Genomic DNA, 24,627 nt, shown 5'->3' on the forward strand with positions numbered 1-24,627 from the left:
AAATGTGGGAGCGGGCTTGCTCGCGAAGGCGGTGGATCAGTCAGCATATTTAGCGACTGACACACCGCCTTCGCGAGCAAGCCCGCTCCCACATTGGACTCTTTGTGGCTGTTACACCTCGCTGGTCTGCGCCCTGCCGTGCACCGCCGCTTTCTTCGGCACTTCCTCCAGCAACGGAATCTCCTTGCCCTCGGCATCAAACAGCTTGCCGCCGCTGAAGTAATCCCCGTCCCGCAACGCCGCCACATCCTGGAAGCACAAGCTGCGTTCCGTCCCGGCGACAAACACCGACTGCTGGTCCGAGTTGCCCGTGGTGAAGTGGTTGAACGCCAAGTTCAACAGGATCGCCATGATCGCCGACGAACTGATCCCCGAATGGAAAATGGTCGCGAACCAGCTCGGGAAGTGATCGTAGAAACTCGGGGCCGCAATCGGGATCATGCCAAAACCGATGGAAGTGGCGACGATGATCAGGTTCATGTTGTTGCGGTAATCAACCTTGGACAAGGTCCGAATACCACTGGCAGCCACGGTGCCGAACAGCACGATCCCGGCCCCGCCCAGCACCGAAGTCGGCACTGCCGCAATCACCCGCCCCATGAACGGCAGCAGGCCGAGGATCACCAGGAATATCCCGCCGGTGGCGACCACATAACGGCTCTTGACCCCGGTAACCGCCACCAGTCCGACGTTTTGTGCAAACGCGCTCTGGGTGAACGAGCCGAAGATCGGCGCAAACATGCTCGACAGCATATCCGCACGCAGGCCATTGCCGAGGCGCTTGGAGTCGACCTTGGTGTCGATGATTTCACCCACTGCAAGAATGTCCGCCGAGGTCTCCACCAGCGTCACCATCACCACGATGCACATGGAAATGATCGCCGCGAGATGGAAGGTTGGCATGCCGAAATGGAAGGGTGTGGGAAAGCCGAACATCGGGCCCTGGGTCACGCTGGAAAAGTCAGCCATGCCGAGGAACACCGCGATGACCGTGCCGATCACCATCGCCAGCAGGATCGACAGTCGCGAGATGGTCGCGCTGCCGATCTTGCTCAGCAGCAATACCAGCACCAGGGTCAGCGCCGCCAGGCCGATGTTCGGCATGCTGCCGAAATCTGCGGCGCGGCTGTTGCCGCCCATGGCCCAGCGCGCGGCGACAGGCATCAACGTCAGGCCGATGGTAGTGATCACAATCCCGGTGACCAACGGCGGGAAGAATTTGGTGATTCGCGAGAACACCGGGGTGATCAGCAGGCCTATCAGGGAGGCGGCCATCACCGCCCCGAGAATCGCCGGGATGCCACCCGCACCGTCGCTGCCAACAATCGCCACCATAGTCGCCACCCCGGCAAAGGACACCCCCTGCACCAGCGGCAACTGGCAGCCGAAAAACGGCAGGCCCAGGGTTTGCAACAGCGTAGCCAGGCCTCCGGCAAACAGCGAGGCAGCGATCAGCAGGCCAATATCGGCCGGCGACAACCCGGCCGCCTGGCCGACGATCAACGGTACAGCCACGATGCCGCCGTACATGGTGAGCACATGCTGCAGGCCGTAAGCCATGTTGGCCGCGACGCCGAGATTCTCATCTTCTGGCCGCTGCGGTGACGCCTTCGGGATAGTCATGGTGAGGGGTTCTCTGTTTTTGTTGTGCACTCACTGTATGCAATAGAAAGATTGGATGTCCATAGAGTTGTATACAATCATTTTCACAAGAACACCCTGAATGCCGTTACAAAAATCCATTCAGCCGCCCTGCCCCGTGGCTCGAAGCGCTGCGCACAAGGACTTGAAAAAAATGCTCAACCGCAAGCTGCGCATCCACGCCCCGGCGATTTACTACTTCGACATGGTTCGCCGCTGCCACTCGATCCGCGAAGCCGCGCGCCGCCTGAACGTGGCGTCTTCGGCGGTGAACCGGCAGATCCTCAAGCTGGAAGACGAGGTGGGCGCGGCGCTGTTCGAGCGCCTGCCCGGCGGCCTGCGCCTGACGGCGGCCGGGGAAATCCTGACCCGCCACGTGAGTTTCCTGTTGCAGGACGTGGAGCGCGTGCGCGGTGAACTGGATGGCTTGAACGGTGTGCAGACCGGCCACGTGGAAATCGCCACGGTGGAAGGCGCCACTGTGGAGCTGCTGCCCGCCGCCCTCAAGCGCATGCGTGAGCGTTATCCGAAAGTGACCATTGGCGTCACGGTACAAGGTTCGCAATCGATTCCCGGTGCGGTGGTCAACGGCCAGGCTGACCTGGGGCTGGCCTTTGCTTTACCGCGCAGCAGCGAAACCATCCAGGTGTGTGTCGGCCATTTTCGCCTGGGGGCGTTGATGGCACCGGGGCATCCGTTGGCCGGTGAAAGCAGCGTGAGTTACGCGCGCTGCTGTGAACACGGGGTGATCCAGGCCAAGAGCGAGCTCTCGGTTCACCACCTGATCGCACCGCTGCACAAGCGTTCGGCGGCGACGAACAAGCCACTGCTGCACAGCAACTCGATGGAGCTGGCCCGGCAACTGGCGCGCCAGCAACTGGGCATCGCGTTCCAGACGCGCATTGGCGTGGAGGTAGATTTAGCCCGCGGCGAACTGCTGCACATTCCGCTCAGCGACCAGGGCGGGATCTTCAGCGACCTGGGCTTGTACGCCCGCAAAGACCGGGACTTGCCGATGGCGGTGCAAGCCATGGCCCATCTGCTCAGTGAAGAAATCAGTTTGCGCGAACATCAGGAAACACCCTGGGCGCCGCGTATTTCCTGACTCTCAGGCCAATTTCAGTGCTGCCGTTTCGGCATCGGCCCAGGCGAGATTCTGTTCTTTGGAACCTACAACGGATGTGCCGATACTGCGCCCGGCGACCCTTGCGCGGTCGCCATGAGCCAAAACGCCAAAGGAATTAAAACAATGAAAAAGGCACTGCACGGCGCAACCGTATTACTCACATTGTTCGGCGGCGGGGAGGCTGTCGCGCTGGAATGGATGAACAACAGCGTAGGATTTCGCTACGGGCAACAGTTCACCAATCCGAACAACCCGGATGAGTTCAGCAAGCGCATCTACAGCTTCACCCACGCCAGCGGCTACCAGTACGGCAGCAACTACCTGAACCTCGATGTGTTCCTGTCCGACAGCCGCGACCCGCGCAAGGGTACCGACCACGGCGGCAGCGAAGTGTATGCGGTGTACCGGCACCAGCTGTACGCCTCACGGGTATTCGATGTGCCGCTGGGCACCGGGGTGATCAAGGATTACGCACTGAGCTTCGGCTTTGATGCCAACCGCAACAACAACCTGGCGTCGGCGAAAAAACGCGCACTGGTGATTGGCCCGACCTTGAAGTTCAACACCGTCGGCGTGCTGGACCTGAGCCTGATGTACTACAAGGAAAGAAACCATTCCGGCATCCCTGGCGCGAAAGAACCCGATCACACCTTCGACGATACCTACATGCTCAACCTGACCTGGATGCGGCCTTTCGAGATCGGCAACCACGGGGCGAAGTTTCAGGGGTTTATCAATCACGTCGGGGAAAAGGGCGAGGACTTCCATGGCCGCGATACGGCGCCGGAAACCCTGATGCGCACCGCGCTGATGGTGGCGGTGCGCCCGGGCAAAAGCGTCAAGCCCAATCTCTACCTGGGCGTCGGGTATGAGTATTGGCATAACAAGTTCGGCGTGGACGGCGGCCGGGGTAGCCGCACGTCAACGCCGACGGTGAACATGGAAGTGACGTTCTAGCGGGCGCGCACCAGGTCGGCATCGCCATCGTCGACCTTCGGTCGCGCCAGCCAGTAGCCCAACACGGCCAATGGCGCGGTCGCCAGCATCACGATCGCAGTGATCAACAGCGGCTGGTCGATCATCGACGACACGATCAGGCTCGCCAGGAAGCACAACCCCAACTGCAAGGTGTTCTGCAATGCCGCCGCCTTGCCGGAATTTTCCGCAAACGGCATCAGTGCATTCGCCACCACGATCGGGTAGCTGGCGCCATTGACCAGGGCCATCAGGCAGAACGGAATCAGCAAGGTGGCGAGCGTCGGCACGGTCAAGGTCGCGACGAGGTACAGCGCGACCATGCTGATGCAGTACGCCAGCAGCAGCCACGGCAACAAAGTCTTGCCCTGGAACCGCTGCAACGCACTGCGGCAACTGTAGCCACCGATCAGGAACGACAGCGTTGGCAATACGTAGCTCAAGCCGATGTCATTCGGGCTGTAGCCCATCCCGCCAAGGATGAACGGCGAGGCGGTAAGCCAGGCGAAGAAACTGGCCGAGCATGCGGCAAAGATCATCACGTTGCCGGTGAACACCCGCGACTTGAGCAATTGCCCATAGCCGAGTCGGGACGGTTCGCCGTCGGTTGTCAGGCGTTTCGGCAGCGGCCTGAGAAACAACGTAGGCAGCAGCAGGAGCAGCGAAACCACCAACAACACACCGAAGATCGCCTGCCAGCCCCAGTGATTCAGCATCAGCGCTCCCAGCAATGGCGCCAGGGCCGGAGACAGTGACATCAGCGGCATGATGCCGGCGAACACCCGATGGGCCTTGTCCGCCGGGTAGCGGTCGATCACCAGCGCCTGCCAACTGACAGCGGCGGAACACACGCCAATCGCCTGGACAAAACGCAAGGCCAACAGCTGCGGTGCGGTCTCGACCCAGAACATCCCCAGGCAGCCGAGCACAAACAGGGAAAGGCCCGTAAGCAGCACCGGCTTGCGTCCCAACCGGTCGGATAGCGGCCCCCACAGCAACTGCCCGACGGCAAAGCCGGCGAGGAAAATGCTCAGGCTCGCGCCCACCGCGCCGGGGGAAATCTGCAGTTGCTCGCCCATGGCGCCAAACGCCGGCAAGTACATATCCATGGCCAGATAGCCGAGCATGCTCAGCCCCGCCAGGTACCAGGTGAATCCAAAAGAATTTTTCATTGAAGCCTTGTATAACCTGCCATCAAACTATTTGCTGACTGGCGCCTATTATGAAGCTGAGCAAATCCCTGTGAAGCGATAATAATTGGACACTCTTATCAATAATTTTGAAGGCAAACCCCATGTGGTCTGAATATTCCCTGGATGTGGTGGATGCAGTGGCCCGCCACGGCAGCTTCAGCGCCGCCGCCCAGGAACTGCACCGCGTGCCGTCAGCCATCAGCTACACCGTGCGGCAACTCGAAGAATGGCTGGCGGTGCCGCTGTTCGTCCGACGGCATCGGGATGTGGAGCTGACACCCGCGGGTAAATTGTTCATCGACGAAGCCCGCGGCGTCATGAAAAAAATGCTCGGCACCCGCCGGCTGTGCCAGCAAGTGGCAAATGGCTGGAGTGGCCAGTTGAAAGTCGCGGTGGACTCCATCGTTAAACAGCAGCGCTGCCGGCAGTTGGTACTGGATTTCTATCGGCAGTTCCCGGAGGTGGAATTGCTGTTGGATTACGAGGTGTACAACGGGGTGTGGGATGCCCTGGCCGATGACCGCACCGATATCGTGATCGGCGCCACCAGCGCGGTGCCGGTGGCCAGTCAATTCACATTTCGTGACATGGGCCTGCTGAACTGGCTGTGCGTGGTCAGCAGCCGGCATCCGCTGGCAGCGGTCGAAGGCCTGCTCAGCGATGACCAACTGCGGCCCTTCGCCTCCCTGTGCATGACCGACACCTCGCGCAACCTGCCCAAGCGCGACACCTGGACCCTGGATAACCAGCGTCGTTTGGTGGTGCCGCACTGGGCTTCGGCGATTGATTGCCTGCGGGACGGCTTGTGCGTCGGCATGGCACCGGCGCACCTGGTACAGCCGTGGATCGAGCGCGGCGAGCTGAGCGCCCTGCAACTGTCCCGGCCCTTCCCTGCCAGCCCGTCGTGCGTGGCCTGGGCACAGAACAAACTGTCGCCGGCCATGGCCTGGTTGCTGGATTACCTGGGGGATACCGAGACCCTGAATCAGGAATGGCTGAACGGGGTGCAGGTGGGCTCCGGCTACCCCGTTTGACTGATCGTTCCCACGCTCTGCGTGGGAATGCAGCCAGTGACGCTCCGCGTCAGCCTCATCCGTGTTTAGTCCAGAAGCCGGGAAAGTGCGCGCACGATCATCTCCACTTCCTTGGCATCGATGGTCAGCGGCGGCAGCAGGCGGATGATCTTGCCCCGCGTGACGTTGATCAGCAGGCCATGCTCTTGCGCCGCACGGTGGGCCAGGTCGCGCTGAGGCGTTGCCAGTTCGATGCCGATCATCAGCCCTTGCCCGCGAATCGCCAGCACCTGGGGATGCTCGTTCAATTCCACCCGCAGGCGCGCCAGCAGCCGCTCACCCTGTTGCGCCGCGTTGTCCAGCAGGCCTTGTTCTTCGATGATCTCCAGCACCGTACAACCGACACGGCAGGCCAGCGGGTTGCCGCCGAAGGTGCTGCCGTGGCTGCCGGGGGTAAACAGTTGCGCAACAGCGGCCCGGGCCAGGCACGCGCCAATCGGCACACCGTTGCCGAGGCCTTTGGCCAAAGTCATCACGTCCGGCACGATGCCTTCATGCTGGAAGGCAAACCAGCGACCTGTACGGCCGATCCCGGTCTGGATCTCATCGAGCATCAACAACCAGCCTTGCCGGGTGCAGTGCTCGCGCAAGGCTTTCAGATAGCCCGGCGGCGCGACTTGCACGCCGCTTTCGCCCTGGATCGGCTCAAGCAGCACCGCAATAATGCGCGGGCCAAACTCCCGGGTCACGGCCTCCAGTGCCTTCAAGTCACCGAAGCCGACCTTGATAAAGTCCCCCGGCAGTTTTTGAAATCCCAACCGCACGGAAGGCCCGTCGCTGGCGGACAGGGTGCCCAGGGTGCGCCCGTGAAAGGCATTCTCCATCACAACCACCAGCGGCTGTTCGATACCCTTTTTCCAGCCATGCAGCCGGGCCAGCTTCAGCGCCGTTTCGTTGGCTTCGGCACCGGAGTTGTTGAAGAACGCCTGGTCCAGCCCGGAGAGCCGGGTGAGGCGCTGGGCCAGGCGCTGCTGCCAGTCGATGCTGTAGAGGTTGGAGGTGTGCAGCAGCAAACCGGCCTGCTCACTGATGGCCGCTACCAGCCGCGGATGGGAATGACCGACGTTGGTCACCGCCACACCTGCCACCGCATCCAGGTATTCACGGCCCTGCTGGTCCCACAGGCGCGTGCCAAGGCCACGGGTAAAGCTCAGGGGCGACGGTTGATAAGTGGTCATCAGGCAGGCGGCGGTCATGGCATCAGGCTCCAGTGCATCGTAGTGATGGCACCAGTATCGTTAGCCACCCGAGCTGGATAAACTGCACAACACTGCGATCACTTTAAACCAGGGCTTGATAATGGATCTGTTCCAGGCGATGACGGTGTACGTAAAAGTAGTGGAAGCCGGCAGCATGACGGCGGCGGCGCAGGCGTGCGGCATGTCCACCACCATGGTCGGCAATCACCTGCGCGCGCTGGAACAAAGGCTGGGGGTCAGCCTGCTCAAGCGCACCACGCGCAAGCAAAGCCTGACCGAGTTTGGCGGGATTTACTACCAGCGTTGCCTGGAGGTGCTGGGCCTGGTGGCCGACTCCGAGCAGATGGCCGAACAAGCCAACAGTGACGTACCCAAGGGCCTGCTGCGGATCACCGCACCACCGGCCTTTGGCACCGAACGCCTGGCACCGGCGCTCAGCGAATTTTCCCAGCGCTACCCACAGATCAAGCTGTACGTGGTGCTGAGCAACCAGCGGATGGACATGGTCGACAGCGGCTTCGACGTGGCCATCCGCTTGGGCGACCTGGACGCGCCAAGCCTGATTGCCCGCCCCATGCAGGATTACACCATCACCCTCTGCGCCTCTGCGGAGTACCTGGCGCGCCGTGGCACACCTCAACGCCCCGATGATCTGCAGCAACATGACTGCCTGGCGTTCGCTTACCCGGCGACCGACGATTGGCGCAACGCCGACAAGTTGTGGCGAATGCGCGGCGCAGAGGGCGATGTGGAAATTCCAGTTTCCGGCTCATTGACCATCAACAGTTCGCAGGCCTTGCGCCAGGCTGCCCTGGAAGGCATGGGCATCGTGATGCTGCCTGACGCCCTGGTCGAGCCAGACCTGCGGGCCGGGAAACTGGTGGCATTACTGACGGATTACCAACTGCCCAGCCGGCCCATGCATTTGCTGTACGCCCAGGACCGCTATCGCCTGCCCAAGCTGCGGGCGTTCGTGGATTTCGTCATGGAGAAATGGGCGCGCTAGAGGCTCACCCCAGCTCGATCAAGCGCTCACGGGTCTGCGCGGCAGACACGTGGTGAATCCCCTGCCAACCCAGCGCAGTGGCCGCCTCGGTATTGCCGGCTACGTCGTCAATAAACACCACTTCACCCGGCTGGATATCCGGCAAATGGGCGCGCACCTGCGCCAGGCTGGCGTGGTAAATAGCAGGATCGGGCTTGATCAGCTTGATTTCGCCGGACACCACGATGTCGCGAAAATACTGCAGGAAGGGATAGTGGGCGCGGGCATAGGGAAAGGTCTCGGCGGACCAGTTGGTCAGGCCGAACAGCGGCATCTTCGCCTCATGCAACGCTTCGAGTATCGCCACGCCCTCCGGCAATGAACCACGCAGCATCTCGTGCCAGCGGTCGTAGTACGCCTGAATCAAAGGCTCGTGCTGCGGATGTTCGGCGATCAGCGCGCGGGTGCCCTCAGCCAGACTGCGCCCGGCGTCCTGCTCGGTGTTCCAGGCCTGGGTGCAGACGGTGTCCAGGAACCGTTGCCGCTCCCGGTCGTCGGTAATCAGCTGGCGGTAGAGATGGTGCGGGTTCCAGTCGAACAGGACACCGCCGAAATCAAAAACGACTGCACGAATCGTCATGTAGATCCTCCGTTAGCGTGGGTGTGATAACGACCGCAGTCTGGCATGACGCGCACAAAAAAGCGGCCCCTGGAGGCCGCTTCTTCGTTACCGCAAGCGCTTAAGCCTGAATCAGGCCCTTGATCTTCACGGTCGGATTCACGTCAGCGTCGTAGTCCACGCCGTCGATCTCGAAACCGAACAGGCGCAGGAATTCCGCCTTGTAGCCGGCAAAATCGCTGATCTCGTTGACGTTGTCATCGGAGACCTGATTCCACAGGGCCGCTACCGCGTCCTGAACCTTAGGCTCAAGTTCCGCGAGGTCGGCGCGCAGGCGGCCGTCGGCGTCGAGCTTGGGCTCTTTGCCATACAGGCTGTCCTTGAACAGGCCGTAGACCTGCTCGATGCAACCTTCGTGGGTGCCCTGCTCTTTCATCACTTTAAACAGCAACGACAGGTACAGCGGCATGATCGGGATCGCCGAGCTGGCCTGGGTCACTACTGCCTTGAGTACCGACACACGGGCGTCGCCTTTCAGCGCCGCGAGGTTTTCGCGCAGGGTCAGGACTTTCTTGTCCAGGTCTTTCTTGGCTTCGCCGATGGAGCCGTTCCAGTAGATGTCCTGGGTCAGCTTCTCGCCGAGGTAGGTGAACGCAGTGGTCTTGGCGCCTTCGGCCAACACGTCGGCGTCACGCAGGGCGTCGATCCACAGCTGCCAGTCTTCGCCGCCCATGACTTTCACGGTGCCGTCGATTTCTTCCTGGGTGGCCGGTTCGAGGGTGGTGTCGACCACGACGCCCTTGTCGGTGTTGATGCCGCGCAGGGTCACAGCCTTGCCGATCGGCTTCAGGGTGGAGTTGTGCACCACGCCTTGCGGGTCGGTACGGCGTGGCGCGGCCAGGCTGTAGACCACCAGGTCGATCTTGCCGAGGTCTTTCTTGATGGTTTCGATGGTCAGGCGCTTGATCTCGTCAGAGAACGCATCGCCGTTGATGCCCTTGGCGTACAGGCCTTTTTCCAGCGCAAACTTCTCGAAGGCGGCGCTGTTGTACCAGCCGGCAGAGCTGAGCTTGCCTTCTTCGCCTTCTTTCTCAAAAAACACGCCCAGGGTGTCGGCGCCGCAGCCAAAGGCAGCGCTGATGCGCGCGGCCAGGCCGTAGCCGGTGGAAGCCCCGAGGACCAGCACCTTTTTCGGGCCGCCTTCAATGGCACCGTGTTCGGTCACGTAGTCGATCTGCTCTTTGACATTCGCTTCACAGCCAACCGGGTGAGCGGTCACACAGATAAAGCCACGAACCCGCGGTTTGATGATCATAAAATTTCTGCCTCTTCCAAGGTGCCGAAGGCCAATGGTGGCCATTACAGCGTCAATCGTACCGGTCTATGACGCCCGGAAAACCGAAGCGTCACGATAGTCGCAAATCTTCTGTTCACAAAATGCTATCCGCAACACCGCCGACCTGACCATCCGCCGAGGCATTTTAGGGGGACAACGGTAAAAATCTGTGCTGCGACTTCACAAATTTCCAGCATTTAAAACGCCACGTGAGGGCGATAACACCCTATCATGACCATATTATTTCGATATGTTTCGGCTCGGGCATGATGCCCACGGGTTGACTGACGCCTTTGCCTGGCCTGCCAGTCAACCGCGGACGGTTTTGAAGCAATCGAAAACCGTCCGATGGAGCCCAGTTTCATGAGTAAGAGTGTCATCCGCAAACGCCTGGCGTCCGCCGCATGGGTCCTTGGCGTCTTGCTGTTCATTTATTGCTTCCCCAAGACCACCCTGGTGTTTCTGATGCTGGTGGTGTTCTGCGGCCTGTACGATTTCCTGCGCAATGGCCTGTACGACGGCGCGACCATCAAGAAGTATTTCATCGGCAACGGGCGCAATACCTGGCTGCTGGCACCGTTCAACACGCTGTTCGATTTGTTGAGCCAGCGTAATCGCCACGTTTATAAAATGAACGACCTGCCGCCGGCCTGGCGCGAAGACCTGCAAAAGGTGATCGACGACGCCATGGCCAACAAAGACGAGATCATCCAGTACCTGGATGAGCGCATGGCCGAGAAAAAACGCGGCATGCTGTTTTTCCAATGGTACGGCCGCCCGATCGAGACCACCCTGGATATCCCGCAACTGCGGGAAAAACTGCCCTACGTGAAAACCATCGGCGTGTCGGTATTCAACGAAAACCGTTCCACCTCGTTTCACTTCGGCCCGCTGCGCATGATGTTCCGCGTGCTCTACAACATGGCACCGGCGCCCCATCACGATGGCGTCTACATCCAGGTCGGCAAGCACAAACACTACTGGCACGATGATCCGCTGTTTATCTTCGATGACACGCTGATGCATGCCTCCTTCAACAAGAACGACGCCAAGCGCTACTGCCTGTTCATCGACATCGTGCGGCCAACCCTGGTGCCGTCGGTGCTCAACGGCCTGATCGCGGGCTTTGCCGGAGCAGTCTTTACCCTGCGTCGGTTTTTCTACAAAAACTGGAAGCTGATTCAGTAACTTCTGCGGCATGATGGTGCGCGACGGTGTTTGCGCTCGGCTCCAGTGCCGGGGAAAATGCCAGTCCAATGCGACCGAAAACGGCGCGCACTATCCTCAAGCCACTGGCCATGCATGGTCCGGTGGCTGTGCTTTCAGGGAATCAGAATGCCCCAAAGACAAGTCATCAATGCCTCCGTAAGCCCTAAAGGCAGCCTTGAAACGCTGTCGCAACGTGAAGTCCAGCAACTGAGCGAAGCCGGTACCGGCAGCATCTACACCCTCTTCCGTCAATGCGCCCTGGCCATCCTCAACACCGGCGCGCACATCGACAACGCCAAGACCATCCTCGACGCCTATAAAGATTTCGAAGTGCGCATCCACCAGCAGGACCGTGGCGTGCGCCTGGAACTGTTGAATGCACCGGCTGACGCGTTCGTCGATGGTGAAATGATCGCCAGTACCCGGGAGATGCTGTTCAGCGCCCTGCGTGACATCGTCTACACCGAAAACGAACTGGACAGCCAGCGCATCGACCTGAGCAGCTCCCAGGGCATCACCGACTACGTGTTCCACCTGCTGCGCAACGCCCGCACCCTGCGCCCGGGCGTCGAGCCGAAGATCGTGGTGTGCTGGGGCGGGCACTCGATCAATACCGAAGAATACAAATACACCAAGAAAGTCGGCCACGAACTCGGCCTGCGCAGCCTCGACGTGTGCACCGGCTGCGGCCCCGGCGTGATGAAAGGCCCGATGAAGGGCGCAACCATTTCCCACGCCAAGCAACGCATTACCGGCGGGCGCTACCTGGGCCTGACCGAACCGGGGATCATCGCCGCCGAGGCGCCGAACCCGATCGTCAATGAGCTGGTGATTTTGCCGGACATCGAAAAGCGCCTGGAAGCCTTCGTGCGCGTCGGCCACGGCATCATCATCTTCCCGGGCGGCGCCGGCACCGCCGAAGAGTTCCTGTACCTGCTGGGCATCCTAATGCACCCGGACAACCGCGACGTGCCGTTCCCGGTGATCCTCACCGGGCCGAAACACGCCGCGCCGTACCTGCAACAGCTGCACGCGTTTGTCGGCGCGACCCTGGGCGAAGCGGCGCAGGCTCATTACCAGATCATCATTGATGACCCGGCTGAAGTGGCCCGGCAGATGACCGCCGGCTTGAAAGCGGTCAAACAGTTCCGCCGCGAGCGCAACGACGCGTTCCACTTCAACTGGCTGCTGAAGATCGACGAGGGCTTCCAGCGCCCGTTCGACCCGACCCACGCCAACATGGCCAGCCTGCAACTGAGCCACGCGCTGCCGCCCCATGAACTGGCGGCCAACCTGCGCCGGGCGTTCTCGGGGATTGTGGCGGGCAACGTCAAGGACAAGGGCATCCGCCTGATCGAGCAGAACGGGCCGTATGAGATTCATGGCGACCCGGCGATCATGAAACCGCTGGATGAGTTGCTGAAGGCGTTCGTAGAGCAGCACCGGATGAAACTGCCAGGCGGCGCCGCCTACGTGCCGTGCTACCGCGTGGTGCAGTGAGTCAGCGCTGAACCGCTACGCACTTGATCTCCAGCAGCAAGCCTGGGTTGGCCAGTTCTGATACGCCAATGACCGTCCAGGCGCACAACCCGCGAGGGAACAGGCGGTTTTTCACTTCACGGAAAACCGCCATGTGCTCGCTCATGTTCACGTGGTAGGTGGTCATGTCGACCACGTCTTCAAACGTACAGCCCCCCTCCTCCAATACCAGGCGCAGGCTCTCCCAGGCGGCGACGAACTGTGCCTCGGGATCGGTGATGACTTCCAGGTGTTCCGTGCGGCCGACCTGCCCTGCGCAGTACAGGGTCTTGCCGACTTTTACGGCCGGGACGTAGCCGGCGCGCTCGACGATGGGGTGCATGGAAGTGGGGATGATGAGGTGGCGGTCGGTCATATGTTGTATCTCTTAAGGCTGGTTTCAGGCGTGTCGACGGGAAACGTTCGGACTATCGTTTTACCTGTTCCGACCCACCCACGCCAGATGAGTAACCTATGGACCAATGGATCTTGCCCTCCACTATTCCTTACCCTAAGGTAAGGAGTATCACGAGAGAGGCTTTCAACATGGCTACCGCCACACTCACTTCAAAAGGCCAAATAACCATTCCCGTTCAAGTCAGGGCCGCACTTGGGCTGAACACTGGCGACCGGGTCGAATTCGTCGAAATGGAAGAGGGCAAGTTTGCGATCATCGCGGCCAGCAAGACTGTGTTGGACCTCAAAGGGCTGATCCGCAAACCCGCCAAGCCCGTCAGCATCGAAGAAATGAACCTGGCCATCGCTGCACAGGGAGCCAAAGCACGATGATTGGACTGGATACCAATGTGCTGGTGCGTTACGTCACCCAGGATGATCCCGTCCAATCGCCAAAGGCATCCAGACTGATCGAGTCGCTCACCACTGCCTCGCCGGGTTTTGTCAGCCTGGTTTCAGTAGTGGAATTGGTGTGGGTCCTGCAGTCCAGTTACCAGTCAGCCAAGAGTGAAGTGGTTGCGGTCCTGGAGACGCTGCTGCGTACCCGCGAACTGACCGTAGAGCACGCCGACGTTATCTGGCAGGCACTCCGGCGATTTACAAGCACCAGGGCCGATTTCGCCGACTGCCTGATTGAACGCTGCGCCCACGCAGCAGGCTGTGAATATACGGCGACATTTGATGTCAGCGCGGCCAAGGCTACCGGCATGCAGCGGCTGACCTGAGGCGTCGCGTTGCAGAAGCGTCAAGGCTTTGGTAGAAAATGCCCTTACTGACTTTATCCAGAGACAAGACCAACGTGCGCACGCTTTTTCTCGCCGGCCTGGCATTAACGTCCCCATTGACCCTCGCCGAAGCCATCGCCTGGCCCGACCTGCCCGACACCTGCTTCGTCAGCGGCCGTTCCGCTACCAGTCAGGATGTGGACACCGGTTGTGCGGCGTTTCTGATCAATGTGAAGGGCAAGGCGGCAGGCACGCCGATCAAGCTGGATATCCCGCAGTACGCCATGCATGTCGACGAAGGCACCGGCAAGGAAACACCGGTGATCCTCATCCAGGCGGAAGAGAATGGCGATGTTAAAGCGGTGGGTTACAAGGAGCTTGGCACCGGCCAGTTGGGCGCGGCGCTGCTCAGGGAGGTTCGGCTTCTGGGTACGAAGAAGCCGATTTAAGCCATCGGAAAACGGTCAGCGAACCCAACCGCCGCCCTGCCAGTGATAGCCGTCGTTACGCTGCTCCCAATGCGGGTGAACATAACGATAACCTGGCCGTACCGGCTCCCAGTGGCCGTGAACCGCCACATAGCGCCCGCCTTCCCAACGCCAGTAGCCACGCGACCACAGGTAACCTGGCCGCCCTTCGGGCTCGACCTCGATGACCTGCACCGGCGGCGGTTGCGGCGCGACGACTTCTACATATTCACGCTGCACCGGTCGTCGATCATGCACGACCCGCTCCTCTACACACCCGGAAGCCGCGACGACCAAAGCCGCCAATGCCGCATAACGTAACAACATACAGAATCCTCGGGCGTGACCGCCCAGCGTTTATACCGGTAAAAAAATGCCCCCTTGTTCCAGCCGCGCTCCTGCTTGGCCATAAGACTTTTTAACAGGTGCCAACTGTCAGCTTGCTGAACCCACGGGCAGACAGCAGGTAAAGAAAAACTGACCTTTTCAAGAGGCACAGACTGCGACCGGCTGTTTCAGTCGCACCAGAATCAGCCCGGCCACCACCACGGAGATCCCTGCATACGTCGACGCATGAATCTCATCGCCAAACATCAGTGCCGCCCACACCAGTGTCACGGGAGGCTCCAGGTACACCAATGTCGCCACATGGGTAGCCGTCATTACGCGCAACAACATCCACAGGCTCAGGTAAGCCACGAAGGTAGAGAACACCGTCAGCCAAACGATGGAGATCAATACGTCGGGGGTCCGCGGAATGCTCAGCGTATCGGTGTACAGCACCGCTGCAGCAAAGCCGATCAAGGTCAGCAACGACTGGATAAACAACGCCAGGCTCAGGTCGCCGGAGTCAGTGCGGGCCGCCCGCCGTTCGTACAGCGTGGCCACGGTCAGACCGAGTGCCGACACCAGGGGCAATGCATACATGACCCACCCGACTTCGGCCCCGCTGTTGCGGTATTGCCCGAAGATGACGATCGACACGCCGGCAAAACCGATCATCAACCCCAGCCACTGCCAGCCGCCGCTGCGTTCGGCGTGGCTACCCGATGACAGCGCCGCCGTCATCAATGGCTGCAGGGCCGCGATGATCGCCGCAATCCCCGGCGGCAAACCGTTCTGGATCGCCACGTAGACACAGGTCAAATAGAGAAACTGCGAGAGGAAACCCACCACCGCGTGATGGCGGATCTGTGCCCAGGAAACCTTCAGCAGCCGCACGTTCAAAAACAGCGCCAGGCACAACGACACCAGCAAGAAACGCCAGAACAGCACGTTGAACACGCCATCACTCCGGGTCGCCAGTTTCGCGCCGATAAACCCCGAACTCCACGACAGCACGAACACCGCCTGTAACAGCAACCGCCCCACGGTTGATCGCTTCATTGAGCCTCCGGTTCGCTTGATTGACCAAAAGGCTAAGTGCCGCGCATGATTCTGTATATTTGAATAATCTGTACCACTAATCCTTAAAAGTGGAATCATGAGCAAACAACTGAATATTGACCTGTTGCGCACTTTCCACGCGGTGGCGCGCTTCCAGCGATTCAACGAAGCGGCCAATCATGTGCACCGCAGTGCCTCGACGGTGACCACGCAGATCCAGAAGCTCGAAGACCAGGTCGGCCAACGCCTGTTCAGCCGCAGCAACCAGGGGGTTGAACTGACGATGTACGGCAAGAAACTCCTGGGCGAAACCACCGAATTCCTCAAGAGCCACGACCGCTTGCTGGCCTCCCTCACGCCGCAACGCATGCAGGGCAAGATTCGCCTGGGTTTGCCTGATTCTTACGCGCCAGACTTCATGCAGGAGTTCCTGCCCCGCCTGGTCGCCGACAACCCACTGCTGGAACTGGAGGTAGAGGCGCGCTCCAGTGGCGAACTGCTCACGCTGTTCGCCAGCAGGCAGTTGGACCTGGCCCTGATTGTCAGCGCCCAGCCGTTGGAACAAGGCGAGCGCCTGGGAGAAATCCAGCCGCTGTGGGTGGCCGCCGAACACTTCAGCTGCCCACCGCAGGCGCCGCTGCCGATTGCCGTGCAACTGACAGGTTGCCCTTATCGCGCTGCAGCGATTCGAGCGCTGAAGGAGCACGGCACTTACTATCGGGTGCTGCTGGAAAGCGCGAGTTCGCCCGCTGTTGAAGCGTGTATCCGCAGTGGCATGGCGGTGGGGTTGGTGGAAGAAAGCCGCATGGGTAAGGGATTGACGCGCCAGATTGCTGGAGCTGAACTGCCGCCGCTGCCGCTGCATCACCTGTACCTGCTTGGCGACAGCAGCAACCTGTTGGCACTGCATCTGTATGAGCAGGTCAAGGCCGGCTTCAGCGTCTAGGGTGGTCCGAAACGCAACAGCACCGCATCGACAAATCGCCGCAGCTTGGCGGTGCGCTGGCGATTCGCGGTGTAGAGCAAATGCATCTGCCGACTTGGCGCCTCATAGTCCGGCAGCACTCGCACCAACTCACCGCTCATGAGGGCCGAGCGCAAGAAATCCTCAGGCCCCAGCACAATCCCGAAACCATCCCGCGCGGCCGACATCAAGGCCCGGCTTTCATTCACGTGCAGGCGGCTGGCGACCTGGGCCTTGTGCAGGACGGCGCCTTGGTAGAACGACCATTCGCGATCAGCCGGACGTGACCAGTAGGCGTATCCCAGGCACTCGTGGTGTTCAAGGTCAGCGGGCGTCAGCGGCGTGCCGCGCTCGGCCAGGTATTTGGGTGCCGCACAGACCACCAGGCGGTAGGGCTGCAGCGGCCGGGCGGTGAGGCTGCTGTTCGCCAGCGGGCCGATACGGAACGCCACTTCGTAGCCCTCCTCCACCAGGTCGACAAACCGGTCGGTCAGGTGCAGGTCGATTTCCACCTCGGGGTTGTCGCGTAAAAATTCGGTCACCAGTGGCATCAGGCTGTAGGAGCCAAAAGTCACTGGGGCGCTGATCTTGAGCTTGCCCCGTGGTGTGTCATTCATGATCTGGGCGAGGGAGTCTGCGGCCTCTGCCTCTGTCAGGATATGTTTGCAGCGCTCGTAGTACGCGCTTCCCAACTCCGTCAGGCTTTGCCGGCGTGTGGTGCGGTTGAGCAGGCGTGCGCCCAGCCGCCGCTCCAGCGCCGCCACATGCTTGGCTACCATCTGCGGCGACATTCCCAGGCGTTCGGCAGCACGGGCGTAGGACCCCAGTTCGGCAGCCATCACAAAGGCACTCATGCTTGAAAGGCGGTCCATCATTCACCACTCCCAGTAACAACACCAAGACCAGAACGGCCATTTATCCTCATCCAGTAGCCAATCATCATAACGTCTCTCTCAACTCAGGAGCACCGACATGAAAATTGGCATTATCGGAGCAGGCTTTATCGGACGCGCCGTTGCGCAGTTGGCGTTGGCGGCCGGCCATGAAGTGATGTTGAGCAACTCCCGCGGCCCGCAGTCGATGAGCAGCGTGCTGAGTGGCATTCGTGGGGTTCAAGTGGGTACTGCGCAAGACGCCGCGCAATTTGGCGAACTGGTCCTGCTGGCGATTCCGTTCGAACATTACCGCAGCGTGCCGGCGCAGTGGCTGGAAGGCAAAACCGTGATGGATGCCAACAACTACTACCCGAACCGCGACGGCCATATTCCCGTGCTCGACCGCTTTGAAACCACCACCAGCCGGTTGGTGGCCGAGCACCTGTCGCAATCAAATGTGGTGAAAGTGTTCAACGCTATCCTGGCGCCGGACCTGACCCAGGATGCTCGCAGCCGCGGCGCACCCGACCGGCGCGCGCTCCCGGTCGCGGCGGATGACCCGGCAGCCAAGGCGCAAGTCATCGCCCTGCTGGACGAGATCGGCTTCGACGCAGTAGATGCCGGTGGGCTGGATGAGAGCTGGCGGTTTGAACGCGCCAAGCCGGCGTACTGCATACCTCTGGATAAAGAGGGACTGAAGGCAGCGTTGGCAGCTGCAGAGCGGCAGGTCGAAGTACCCGCTCATTGGTGACACCTGCAAAAAAGCCCGCTGACCGTCACCGGTTCAGCGGGCTTTTTACGTTGCGCAGGCCCTGAATCAGGACCTCACCAACGTCTTACAGCGCGATGTCAGAAGCTGGCTTGCTCGGCTCAGCCGCAGGCTTTGCAGCCTCGGTGGCTTTCGGAGCAGTCAGCTGCGGAATCGCAGGTGGAGGCGTCAGCTGCAGAATGTTGGCGGTGTAGGCCCATTCTTTAGCCACAGCTTCCGGGCTGTCGTTCAGCTTGGTGCCGTAGCTAGGCACGATCTGGTGCAGCTTTTCCTGCCAGGCCGGGGAAGCAACCTGTTCCTTGAACACTTTCTGCAGCACGGTCAGCATGATCGGAGCCGCGGTGGACGCGCCTGGCGATGCACCCAACAGGCCGGCGATGGTGTTGTCGGCGGAGCTGACCACTTCGGTACCGAGTTTCAGGACGCCGCCCTGCTCTTCGTCACGCTTGATGATCTGCACACGCTGACCGGCCTGCCACAGGCGCCAGTCTTCTTTCTTGGCGTTCGGGAAGTACTCTTGCAGCGCCTTGAAGCGGTCGTCATCCGACAGCATCAGTTGGCCGGCGAGGTACTCGACCAGTGGGTATTCGCGGATACCGACTTTGGTCATTGGCCAGATGTTGTGGGTGGTGGTGCTGGTCAGCAGGTCCAGGTACGAGCCTTCTTTCAGGAACTTGGTCGAGAAGGTAGCGAATGGGCCAAACAGAATCACGCGCTTGCCATCCAGCACGCGGGTGTCCAGGTGCGGAACCGACATCGGCGGTGCGCCAACGGAAGCTTTACCGTAGGCCTTGGCCAGGTGCTGCTCGGCAATCGTTGGGTTATCGGTGACCAGGAACGAACCACCAACAGGGAAGCCCGCGTATTCCTTGGCTTCAGGAATGCCCGACTTCTGCAGCAGGTGCAGTGCACCGCCGCCCGCGCCGATGAACACGAACTTGGCGTCGGTTTCCGTCTTGGTGCCGTCTTTCAGGTTCTTGTAGCTGACACGCCAGGTGCCATCGGCGTTCTTGGTGATGTCCTGCACTTCGCTCGACAGTTTCAGGTCGAACTTCGGCGTAGTTTGCAGGTGAGCGACGAACTGGCGCGTGATCTCGCCGAAGTTCACGTCCGTACCGATCGGGGTCCAGGTGGCCGCGATTTTCTGGTTCGGGTCACGCCCTTCCATCATCAGCGGAACCCATTTGGCGATTTGCGCCGGGTCCTCGGAGTACTGCATGCCGGCGAACAGCGGGCTCGCCTGCAGCGCTTCGTAACGCTTCTTCAGGAACTTGATGTTGTCATCGCCCCACACGAAGCTCATGTGCGGAGTGGAGTTGATGAACGAACGCGGGTTCTTCAGGACGCCCTGCTGAACCTGCCAGGACCAGAACTGACGGGAGATCTGGAACGCTTCGTTGATCTCGACCGCTTTCGGGATCTCAACGTTGCCGTTCTTGTCTTCCGGGGTGTAGTTCAGCTCAGCCAAAGCCGAGTGACCGGTACCGGCGTTGTTCCAGCCGTTGGAGCTTTCTTCGGCCACGCCATCGAGGCGCTCGACCATCTCCATCGACCAGTCCGGTTGCAGCTCATTGAGCCACACACCCAGGGTTGCACTCATGATGCCGCCGCCGATCAGCAGCACATCGACTTTCTTTGCCTCTTCCGCGTGAACGGAAGTGATCCCCATCGACAAAGCCAGCCCCAGCAGGGCAGTGTTTACTTTTTTAAACATCAGTAGCACCTATGATAAAACGCCATCCGCCCCACTGCCCCTGATCATGGGCAACCCTCAATCACGCTGCGCCAGGCAACGCACCGCGGGGTGTGCACATTCATTCGGGGACCGCAGGGTGGGCACACAAGGCCGACGTATCGACCTCACTTTTATGTCCCTTCTGCGCTGACTTCTTATCATTATTGGCTTCAGCTACCTGGGCGCCAGCTAACCACCGGGACGTATACGGGTGTACGTACTCGATAGAGGCTAGACCAAGATGGCGCGCAGAATATCACGCTCGGCGCCTTATATGGACTCAGCGGTCGGGCGGCCATCAGTTCGCCAGTTTTTAAGATTCGTCTCATGTGCCTCTAAAACACAGCATTGCACTATGGATTGGCTTACCTGACGGGTAGGCAGACAACCTTCCTTCTCTTAAAAGAGGCACTGCAATGCTGAACAAACTGAGCCAACTCACCCTCGCCTGCGGCGCTTGCTGGTTGCTGGCCGGCACCGCTCAGGCGGCGGACGGGCAGATCGAATTCACCGGTTCCGTCACCGATAACGCCTGCACCATCACCACCGGCGACGTGAACAAGTCGGTGACTCTGGACCCGGTGCGCATCGCTGACTTCGCGCCCACCGTGGGTTCGGTGCTCACCGATAAAGCTAAGCCGTTTTCCATCAGCCTGGACAACTGCAGCACCGCGACCCGTAAAAACGTCGCGATCACCTTCAGCGGCCAGCAAGACGCCAGCGACCCGACATTACTGGGCCTGACCGGTGAAAACCAGGTGCGCGGCATCGCGATCCAGATCACCGACTCCCGTAACGGCAACAAACTGCCACTGAACACGCCGACCGCCGATTACGACCTGCGTGCACAGTCCAATACCTTCGACTTTACCGCTGCCTACGTGCGCACCGTCGCCGACACCACCACCGGTGAAGGCGACGACGCGGTGACCACCTCCGGCATCAGCACCGGTCAGGTGCACGCGCTGGCCAGCTTCGACGTTACCTACAAGTAATTGCTCGTCAACACCGTGGGCCAGGCGTTCGCGCGCCGGCCCGCGGGCTTCCGGAGGTCCCCCTGTCATGCGTTTGAAAGTCTATCTTCTGCTCGCCCTGCTGCCGCTCTGGCACAGCGCCGCCAACGCCGCCGTCACCGTCGGCGCCACGCGACTGATCTACGACGGCGCTTCCAACGAAGCCAACCTGAGCGTCAGCAACCGCGACGACACCTCGCCTTACCTCGTGCAGTCCTGGGTCAGCCACTTCGGCAGTGGCAACGAGGAAAGCGTCGATAACTTTATCGTCACGCCGCCGCTGTTCCGGCTGGATGCCGACAAGGAAAACATCCTGCGCATCATTTTTACCGGTGGCCCAGAAGTGCCCCAGGACCGCGAAAGCCTGTTCCTGATGAACGTCAAGGCAATCCCGGCCATGAGCGACGATCAAAAAGGCAAGAACGTGCTGCAGATCGCGCTCAAGACCACGATCAAACTGTTCTACCGCCCGGCCGGCCTCAAAGGTTCGCTCAAGGACGCGGTGGCGCAAGTGAACTGGAAGGCCCAAGCGGGTGCATTGGCCGTCAATAACGCCTCCAAGCTGCACGTGGTGGTCAGCGAACTGAAGCTCAACGGCCTGCCGATCACCCAGGCGCCGGATGTGCTGCGCCCAGGCGAAGCGCGTGAGCTGCCGATCCAGGCAAAGGCCGGCGATGAAGTGCAACTGAGCTACATCGATGACTACGGCAGCATCGTGACCGCCCCCGTCATCCGCATTCACTGATACCCACGCGACAACCCCGGAACGCCTTTTCAGGAACGACCATGCTCCGTTCATTCCCAGTCATGCGCCGTCGGGCCGTGAAGGCTTTCGGCTGCCCGCTCGTGGCCGCCGCCGCCTTGCACCTGGCCCCCGCACACGCCGGCTACGAGTTCGATGCGTCGTTTCTCGAAATCGGCGGCGGGCAGAGTTCGGCCGCTGTGAAACAACAGGTCAGCGCCATGAGCGACGGCCAGTTGCCGGGGATTTACCGGGTGGATATCCAGCTCAACCAGCGCTCGATCGAACAGCGTGATGTGCGTTTCATCCGCGCCACCGGCACCCAGGAACGCTCGAGCACCGGCCTGTTCCCCTGCCTGGATGTCGAGTTCTTCCGCGCCCAGGGCGTGGCCGACACGGCCCTGCAAAACCGCACCGACGCCGACCCCACCTGCATTGCGTTCGATCAGGGCCTGGCCGGCGTGAGCTACGACTACGACTTCAACCGCCAGATCCTGTCGATTGAAATCCCACAGGCCTACCTGGGCAGCATCCCTTTTGAAGTGCGCCGTCGGCAATGGAGTAACGGCGAACAGGTGGCCTTCACCAACTACAGCTTCACCGGCAGCACCGTGGAGTCCGATACCGGCCGCCGCCAGGACCAGTTCGGCAGCCTGAGGAGCGGCGTGAATGCCGGGGCCTGGCGCCTGCGCAATTTTTCGACCTGGCAAAAAGGCAGCACCACGCCCGGGCGCTGGGAGTCGCTGGAAACCTACGCCCAGCGCGACATGGGCAATATGATGGCGATCGCCACCCTGGGCGATTCCACCACCGAAGGCGACCTGTTTGACGCGATCCCCTATCGCGGGCTGGGCATCGCCTCTGATCTGGACATGCTGCCCGACCAGGCCCGCGAATTCGCCCCGGTGATTCGCGGCATTGCCAATGGCCGCTCGCGGGTGATCATCCGCCAGCGCGGCTATGTGATCCATGAGCAATGGGTGCCGTCAGGGCCGTTCGCCTTGACCGACCTGTACCCCACCGCCAGCAATGGCGACATCGAAGTCACCGTGGAAGGCCCGGACGGCCAGCGCCAGGTCTACACCCAGTCGTTCTCGTCGGTGCCCTACATGCTGCGCGAAGGCCAGCAAAGCTATTCGGTATTCGCCGGCCAATACCGCCCGGCGCAATCGTCCTTTGTGCAGCAAACCCCAACATTTATCCAGGCCTCCCTACGACGCGGTTTGAGCGGCAGCACCACGCTGTTTGGCGGCAGCCTGCTGAGTAATCAATACAACGCCGGCCTGCTGGGTTTTGCCCACGACTTTGCCGGCTTTGGCGCGATCTCGGTGGACGTGACCCACGCCCGCAGCGACGCCGTGGGCCGGGAGAAAACCACGTCCAGCGGCCAGTCGTTTCGCTTTCGCTATTCCAAGTCCCTGGCGGCCACCGACACCAACTTCAGCCTGATCGGCTACCGCTACTCCACCGGCGGCTACTACTCGTTCAACGAAGCGCTGAACAGCCGCAGCACCGAGCAAACCCTGGACACGTACCGCAGCGGCCACATGAAAAGCAACTTCACCGCCAACGTGTCGCAGCAATTGGGCGGCTACGGCGGGGTCTATGCCAACGTGTCGAAAACCGCCTACTGGGACAAGAGCAAGGCCGACACCTCGATCCAATTGGGATACAGCGCGAGCGTCGGGGACATTTCCTACTCCCTTGGGCTGGGCCTGAACAAAGGCGCCAACAGCGACGACCGCAGCCTGTCCCTGAGCATCAGCATGCCCCTGGGCGGCACGCGCAGCCAGCGCGTTACGGCCAACATGAACCAGAGCGCGCGGGGCTCGGCATCACGCACCGCGACCCTGAGCGGCAACGCGTTCGAGGACGATACGCTGGCCTACAGCGCGGGTGTGTCGCAGCAAGTCAGCGGCGCGCAACGCCAGACCGGCGGCACCTTCGCCGCGCAATACGACGCGCCCAACGCGATTGTGCGCGGTGCCTATAACGAGACCACCGGCAGCCGCCAACTGGACATGGGCGTCGAAGGTTCGGTGGTGGCGTATGGCAGCAACCTGATGTTCAGCCAGCCATTGGGCGAAACCAATGTGATCGTCGCCACACCGGGCGCCGCCGACGTGGGCATCAGCAACAAGCGCGGTGTGCGCACCAACAGCAATGGCTACACCGTGGTGCCGCAGGCCCTGCCCTATCGCAAAAACCGCGTGTCGCTGGACACCCAGTCGATGCCGTCTGACGTCGACATCGCCGAGCCGGTGCAGGAAGTCACGCCAAACCGCGGCGCGTTTGTACTGGCCGACTTCGACACCCGGCGCGGCCAACGCATCCTGTTTCGCATCAGCGACACCCTTGGCGAAGCAGCGCCGTTTGCCGCCCGCGCCGAATTGTTTGCCCCGGATGGCCGCGCCCTCGGCAACACCCTGGTGGCCGACAAAGGCCGCGCGTTCCTGACCGGCGTGCCGCCCGAGGCGCGGTTGTTGGTCAGCGTCGACGGCCAGCCGTGGTGCAGCCGCGAATTGAAGCTGGACGAAACAGCGCCTGCCGACGGCGGCATCACCCAAATGAATATTCAATGTGAGCGCGCGGCCGGTGGGTCGGGTGCCAAGGATTCCTGA

24 protein-coding genes are annotated in these 24,627 nt (G+C 61.0%); 14 read left to right on the forward strand and 10 right to left on the reverse strand.

The window, feature by feature from the left end:
- Positions 1-111: 111 nt before the first annotated feature.
- Positions 112-1,623, reverse strand: a complete 1,512-nt coding sequence (locus tag HX817_RS07965) for a nucleobase:cation symporter-2 family protein (RefSeq protein WP_003218845.1) — start codon at positions 1,621-1,623, stop codon at positions 112-114.
- 172 nt (positions 1,624-1,795) lie between these two features.
- Between HX817_RS07965 and HX817_RS07970 the strand changes: the two genes are divergently transcribed.
- On the forward strand, positions 1,796-2,746 hold the full coding sequence (locus HX817_RS07970) for a LysR family transcriptional regulator (protein ID WP_177040078.1): 951 nt from the start codon (positions 1,796-1,798) through the stop codon (positions 2,744-2,746).
- A gap of 144 nt (positions 2,747-2,890) precedes the next feature.
- Positions 2,891-3,724 carry a nucleoside-binding protein gene (locus HX817_RS07975; protein WP_177040079.1) on the forward strand — a complete coding sequence of 278 codons (834 nt, stop codon included), beginning with the start codon at positions 2,891-2,893 and terminating at the stop codon, positions 3,722-3,724.
- Here HX817_RS07975 and punC read toward each other — a convergent pair.
- On the reverse strand, positions 3,721-4,914 hold the full coding sequence (punC, locus tag HX817_RS07980; protein ID WP_008437667.1) for a purine nucleoside transporter PunC: 1,194 nt from the start codon (positions 4,912-4,914) through the stop codon (positions 3,721-3,723). The genes HX817_RS07975 and punC overlap by 4 nt on opposite strands.
- 122 nt (positions 4,915-5,036) lie before the next feature.
- Here punC and punR point away from each other — a divergent pair, with 122 nt between their 5' ends.
- Entirely contained in the window at positions 5,037-5,969 is a 933-nt protein-coding gene (gene punR / locus HX817_RS07985; protein ID WP_003218855.1) for a DNA-binding transcriptional activator PunR, read from the forward strand.
- Between the two features lie 65 nt (positions 5,970-6,034).
- Here the strand turns inward: punR and HX817_RS07990 are convergent, their stop codons facing one another.
- Positions 6,035-7,204: an aspartate aminotransferase family protein gene (locus HX817_RS07990; protein ID WP_177040080.1), complete on the reverse strand. Its 1,170-nt coding sequence runs from the start codon at positions 7,202-7,204 to the stop codon at positions 6,035-6,037.
- Between the two features lie 103 nt (positions 7,205-7,307).
- On the opposite strand from HX817_RS07990, the gene HX817_RS07995 reads away from it, so the two are divergent.
- On the forward strand, positions 7,308-8,213 hold the full coding sequence (locus HX817_RS07995; protein ID WP_003218860.1) for a LysR family transcriptional regulator: 906 nt from the start codon (positions 7,308-7,310) through the stop codon (positions 8,211-8,213).
- 4 nt (positions 8,214-8,217) lie between these two features.
- Here HX817_RS07995 and HX817_RS08000 read toward each other — a convergent pair whose 3' ends face one another.
- Complete coding sequence (locus HX817_RS08000; protein WP_177040081.1) at positions 8,218-8,832, reverse strand: HAD family phosphatase; 615 nt, start codon at positions 8,830-8,832, stop codon at positions 8,218-8,220.
- A gap of 100 nt (positions 8,833-8,932) precedes the next feature.
- On the reverse strand, positions 8,933-10,126 hold the full coding sequence (gene fabV, locus HX817_RS08005; RefSeq protein ID WP_177040082.1) for an enoyl-ACP reductase FabV: 1,194 nt from the start codon (positions 10,124-10,126) through the stop codon (positions 8,933-8,935).
- A gap of 384 nt (positions 10,127-10,510) precedes the next feature.
- Here fabV and HX817_RS08010 point away from each other — a divergent pair, with 384 nt between their 5' ends.
- Both HX817_RS08010 and ppnN read left to right on the forward strand, forming a co-directional pair.
- Positions 10,511-11,335, forward strand: coding sequence for an aspartyl/asparaginyl beta-hydroxylase domain-containing protein (locus HX817_RS08010; protein ID WP_003218865.1), 825 nt, complete (start codon positions 10,511-10,513; stop codon positions 11,333-11,335).
- 147 nt (positions 11,336-11,482) lie between these two features.
- On the forward strand, positions 11,483-12,856 hold the full coding sequence (ppnN, locus tag HX817_RS08015; RefSeq protein WP_088424477.1) for a nucleotide 5'-monophosphate nucleosidase PpnN: 1,374 nt from the start codon (positions 11,483-11,485) through the stop codon (positions 12,854-12,856).
- 1 nt (position 12,857) lies between these two features.
- Here ppnN and HX817_RS08020 read toward each other — a convergent pair whose 3' ends face one another.
- Positions 12,858-13,250 (reverse strand): RidA family protein, encoded by a 393-nt coding sequence (locus HX817_RS08020; protein WP_003218870.1) that lies wholly within the window; start codon positions 13,248-13,250, stop codon positions 12,858-12,860.
- A gap of 98 nt (positions 13,251-13,348) precedes the next feature.
- Here HX817_RS08020 and HX817_RS08025 point away from each other — a divergent pair, with 98 nt between their 5' ends.
- The 3 genes from HX817_RS08025 (at position 13,349) to HX817_RS08035 (ending at position 14,504) form a co-directional block, all read left to right on the forward strand.
- Positions 13,349-13,663: an AbrB/MazE/SpoVT family DNA-binding domain-containing protein gene (locus HX817_RS08025; RefSeq protein ID WP_003218872.1), complete on the forward strand. Its 315-nt coding sequence runs from the start codon at positions 13,349-13,351 to the stop codon at positions 13,661-13,663.
- Positions 13,660-14,055, forward strand: coding sequence for a PIN domain-containing protein (locus HX817_RS08030; protein ID WP_177040083.1), 396 nt, complete (start codon positions 13,660-13,662; stop codon positions 14,053-14,055). The genes HX817_RS08025 and HX817_RS08030 overlap by 4 nt, the downstream gene beginning before the upstream one ends.
- A gap of 74 nt (positions 14,056-14,129) precedes the next feature.
- A complete protein-coding gene (locus HX817_RS08035) occupies positions 14,130-14,504 on the forward strand; it encodes a hypothetical protein (RefSeq protein WP_032899669.1) in 375 nt (124 codons plus the stop codon).
- 15 nt (positions 14,505-14,519) lie between these two features.
- Here the strand turns inward: HX817_RS08035 and HX817_RS08040 are convergent, their stop codons facing one another.
- On the reverse strand, positions 14,520-14,849 hold the full coding sequence (locus tag HX817_RS08040) for a YXWGXW repeat-containing protein (RefSeq protein ID WP_023659079.1): 330 nt from the start codon (positions 14,847-14,849) through the stop codon (positions 14,520-14,522).
- A gap of 159 nt (positions 14,850-15,008) precedes the next feature.
- Complete coding sequence (locus HX817_RS08045) at positions 15,009-15,908, reverse strand: DMT family transporter (RefSeq protein ID WP_177040084.1); 900 nt, start codon at positions 15,906-15,908, stop codon at positions 15,009-15,011.
- Between the two features lie 97 nt (positions 15,909-16,005).
- Between HX817_RS08045 and HX817_RS08050 the strand changes: the two genes are divergently transcribed.
- A complete protein-coding gene (locus HX817_RS08050) occupies positions 16,006-16,854 on the forward strand; it encodes a LysR substrate-binding domain-containing protein (protein WP_134325972.1) in 849 nt (282 codons plus the stop codon).
- Here HX817_RS08050 and HX817_RS08055 read toward each other — a convergent pair.
- Complete coding sequence (locus HX817_RS08055) at positions 16,851-17,747, reverse strand: LysR family transcriptional regulator (RefSeq protein ID WP_256348679.1); 897 nt, start codon at positions 17,745-17,747, stop codon at positions 16,851-16,853. The genes HX817_RS08050 and HX817_RS08055 overlap by 4 nt on opposite strands.
- 97 nt (positions 17,748-17,844) lie before the next feature.
- On the opposite strand from HX817_RS08055, the gene HX817_RS08060 reads away from it, so the two are divergent.
- Entirely contained in the window at positions 17,845-18,498 is a 654-nt protein-coding gene (locus tag HX817_RS08060; RefSeq protein ID WP_008437644.1) for an NADPH-dependent F420 reductase, read from the forward strand.
- 85 nt (positions 18,499-18,583) lie between these two features.
- On the opposite strand, the gene mqo is transcribed toward HX817_RS08060, so the two are convergent.
- Positions 18,584-20,230 (reverse strand): malate dehydrogenase (quinone), encoded by a 1,647-nt coding sequence (gene mqo, locus HX817_RS08065; RefSeq protein ID WP_177036279.1) that lies wholly within the window; start codon positions 20,228-20,230, stop codon positions 18,584-18,586.
- Positions 20,231-20,667: 437 nt separating this feature from the next.
- On the opposite strand from mqo, the gene HX817_RS08070 reads away from it, so the two are divergent.
- The 3 genes from HX817_RS08070 to HX817_RS08080 all read left to right on the forward strand — a co-directional run bounded on the left by HX817_RS08070 (position 20,668) and on the right by HX817_RS08080 (position 24,627).
- On the forward strand, positions 20,668-21,246 hold the full coding sequence (locus HX817_RS08070) for a fimbrial protein (protein WP_003218890.1): 579 nt from the start codon (positions 20,668-20,670) through the stop codon (positions 21,244-21,246).
- Between the two features lie 67 nt (positions 21,247-21,313).
- Positions 21,314-22,009 carry a molecular chaperone gene (locus HX817_RS08075; RefSeq protein WP_003218892.1) on the forward strand — a complete coding sequence of 232 codons (696 nt, stop codon included), beginning with the start codon at positions 21,314-21,316 and terminating at the stop codon, positions 22,007-22,009.
- A gap of 41 nt (positions 22,010-22,050) precedes the next feature.
- The gene (locus HX817_RS08080; RefSeq protein WP_177040085.1) at positions 22,051-24,627 is read left to right on the forward strand and encodes a fimbria/pilus outer membrane usher protein; all 2,577 of its coding nucleotides are present in this window, start codon (positions 22,051-22,053) and stop codon (positions 24,625-24,627) included.

The sequence above is a fragment of the Pseudomonas sp. C6002 genome (assembly GCF_013385805.1).
Taxonomy (GTDB): domain Bacteria; phylum Pseudomonadota; class Gammaproteobacteria; order Pseudomonadales; family Pseudomonadaceae; genus Aquipseudomonas.

What these genes read in the sequence shown, in the direction of transcription:
- HX817_RS07965 (WP_003218845.1), bottom strand. Translation starts at nt 1,623, where the DNA reads ATGACTATCCCGAAGGCGTCACCGCAGCGGCCAGAAGATGAGAATCTC.
- HX817_RS07970 (WP_177040078.1), top strand. Translation starts at nt 1,796, where the DNA reads ATGCTCAACCGCAAGCTGCGCATCCACGCCCCGGCGATTTACTACTTC.
- HX817_RS07975 (WP_177040079.1), top strand. Translation starts at nt 2,891, where the DNA reads ATGAAAAAGGCACTGCACGGCGCAACCGTATTACTCACATTGTTCGGC.
- punC (WP_008437667.1), bottom strand. Translation starts at nt 4,914, where the DNA reads ATGAAAAATTCTTTTGGATTCACCTGGTACCTGGCGGGGCTGAGCATG.
- punR (WP_003218855.1), top strand. Translation starts at nt 5,037, where the DNA reads ATGTGGTCTGAATATTCCCTGGATGTGGTGGATGCAGTGGCCCGCCAC.
- HX817_RS07990 (WP_177040080.1), bottom strand. Translation starts at nt 7,204, where the DNA reads ATGACCGCCGCCTGCCTGATGACCACTTATCAACCGTCGCCCCTGAGC.
- HX817_RS07995 (WP_003218860.1), top strand. Translation starts at nt 7,308, where the DNA reads ATGGATCTGTTCCAGGCGATGACGGTGTACGTAAAAGTAGTGGAAGCC.
- HX817_RS08000 (WP_177040081.1), bottom strand. Translation starts at nt 8,832, where the DNA reads ATGACGATTCGTGCAGTCGTTTTTGATTTCGGCGGTGTCCTGTTCGAC.
- fabV (WP_177040082.1), bottom strand. Translation starts at nt 10,126, where the DNA reads ATGATCATCAAACCGCGGGTTCGTGGCTTTATCTGTGTGACCGCTCAC.
- HX817_RS08010 (WP_003218865.1), top strand. Translation starts at nt 10,511, where the DNA reads ATGAGTAAGAGTGTCATCCGCAAACGCCTGGCGTCCGCCGCATGGGTC.
- ppnN (WP_088424477.1), top strand. Translation starts at nt 11,483, where the DNA reads ATGCCCCAAAGACAAGTCATCAATGCCTCCGTAAGCCCTAAAGGCAGC.
- HX817_RS08020 (WP_003218870.1), bottom strand. Translation starts at nt 13,250, where the DNA reads ATGACCGACCGCCACCTCATCATCCCCACTTCCATGCACCCCATCGTC.
- HX817_RS08025 (WP_003218872.1), top strand. Translation starts at nt 13,349, where the DNA reads ATGGACCAATGGATCTTGCCCTCCACTATTCCTTACCCTAAGGTAAGG.
- HX817_RS08030 (WP_177040083.1), top strand. Translation starts at nt 13,660, where the DNA reads ATGATTGGACTGGATACCAATGTGCTGGTGCGTTACGTCACCCAGGAT.
- HX817_RS08040 (WP_023659079.1), bottom strand. Translation starts at nt 14,849, where the DNA reads ATGTTGTTACGTTATGCGGCATTGGCGGCTTTGGTCGTCGCGGCTTCC.
- HX817_RS08045 (WP_177040084.1), bottom strand. Translation starts at nt 15,908, where the DNA reads ATGAAGCGATCAACCGTGGGGCGGTTGCTGTTACAGGCGGTGTTCGTG.
- HX817_RS08050 (WP_134325972.1), top strand. Translation starts at nt 16,006, where the DNA reads ATGAGCAAACAACTGAATATTGACCTGTTGCGCACTTTCCACGCGGTG.
- HX817_RS08055 (WP_256348679.1), bottom strand. Translation starts at nt 17,747, where the DNA reads ATGATGGACCGCCTTTCAAGCATGAGTGCCTTTGTGATGGCTGCCGAA.
- HX817_RS08060 (WP_008437644.1), top strand. Translation starts at nt 17,845, where the DNA reads ATGAAAATTGGCATTATCGGAGCAGGCTTTATCGGACGCGCCGTTGCG.
- mqo (WP_177036279.1), bottom strand. Translation starts at nt 20,230, where the DNA reads ATGTTTAAAAAAGTAAACACTGCCCTGCTGGGGCTGGCTTTGTCGATG.
- HX817_RS08070 (WP_003218890.1), top strand. Translation starts at nt 20,668, where the DNA reads ATGCTGAACAAACTGAGCCAACTCACCCTCGCCTGCGGCGCTTGCTGG.
- HX817_RS08075 (WP_003218892.1), top strand. Translation starts at nt 21,314, where the DNA reads ATGCGTTTGAAAGTCTATCTTCTGCTCGCCCTGCTGCCGCTCTGGCAC.
- HX817_RS08080 (WP_177040085.1), top strand. Translation starts at nt 22,051, where the DNA reads ATGCTCCGTTCATTCCCAGTCATGCGCCGTCGGGCCGTGAAGGCTTTC.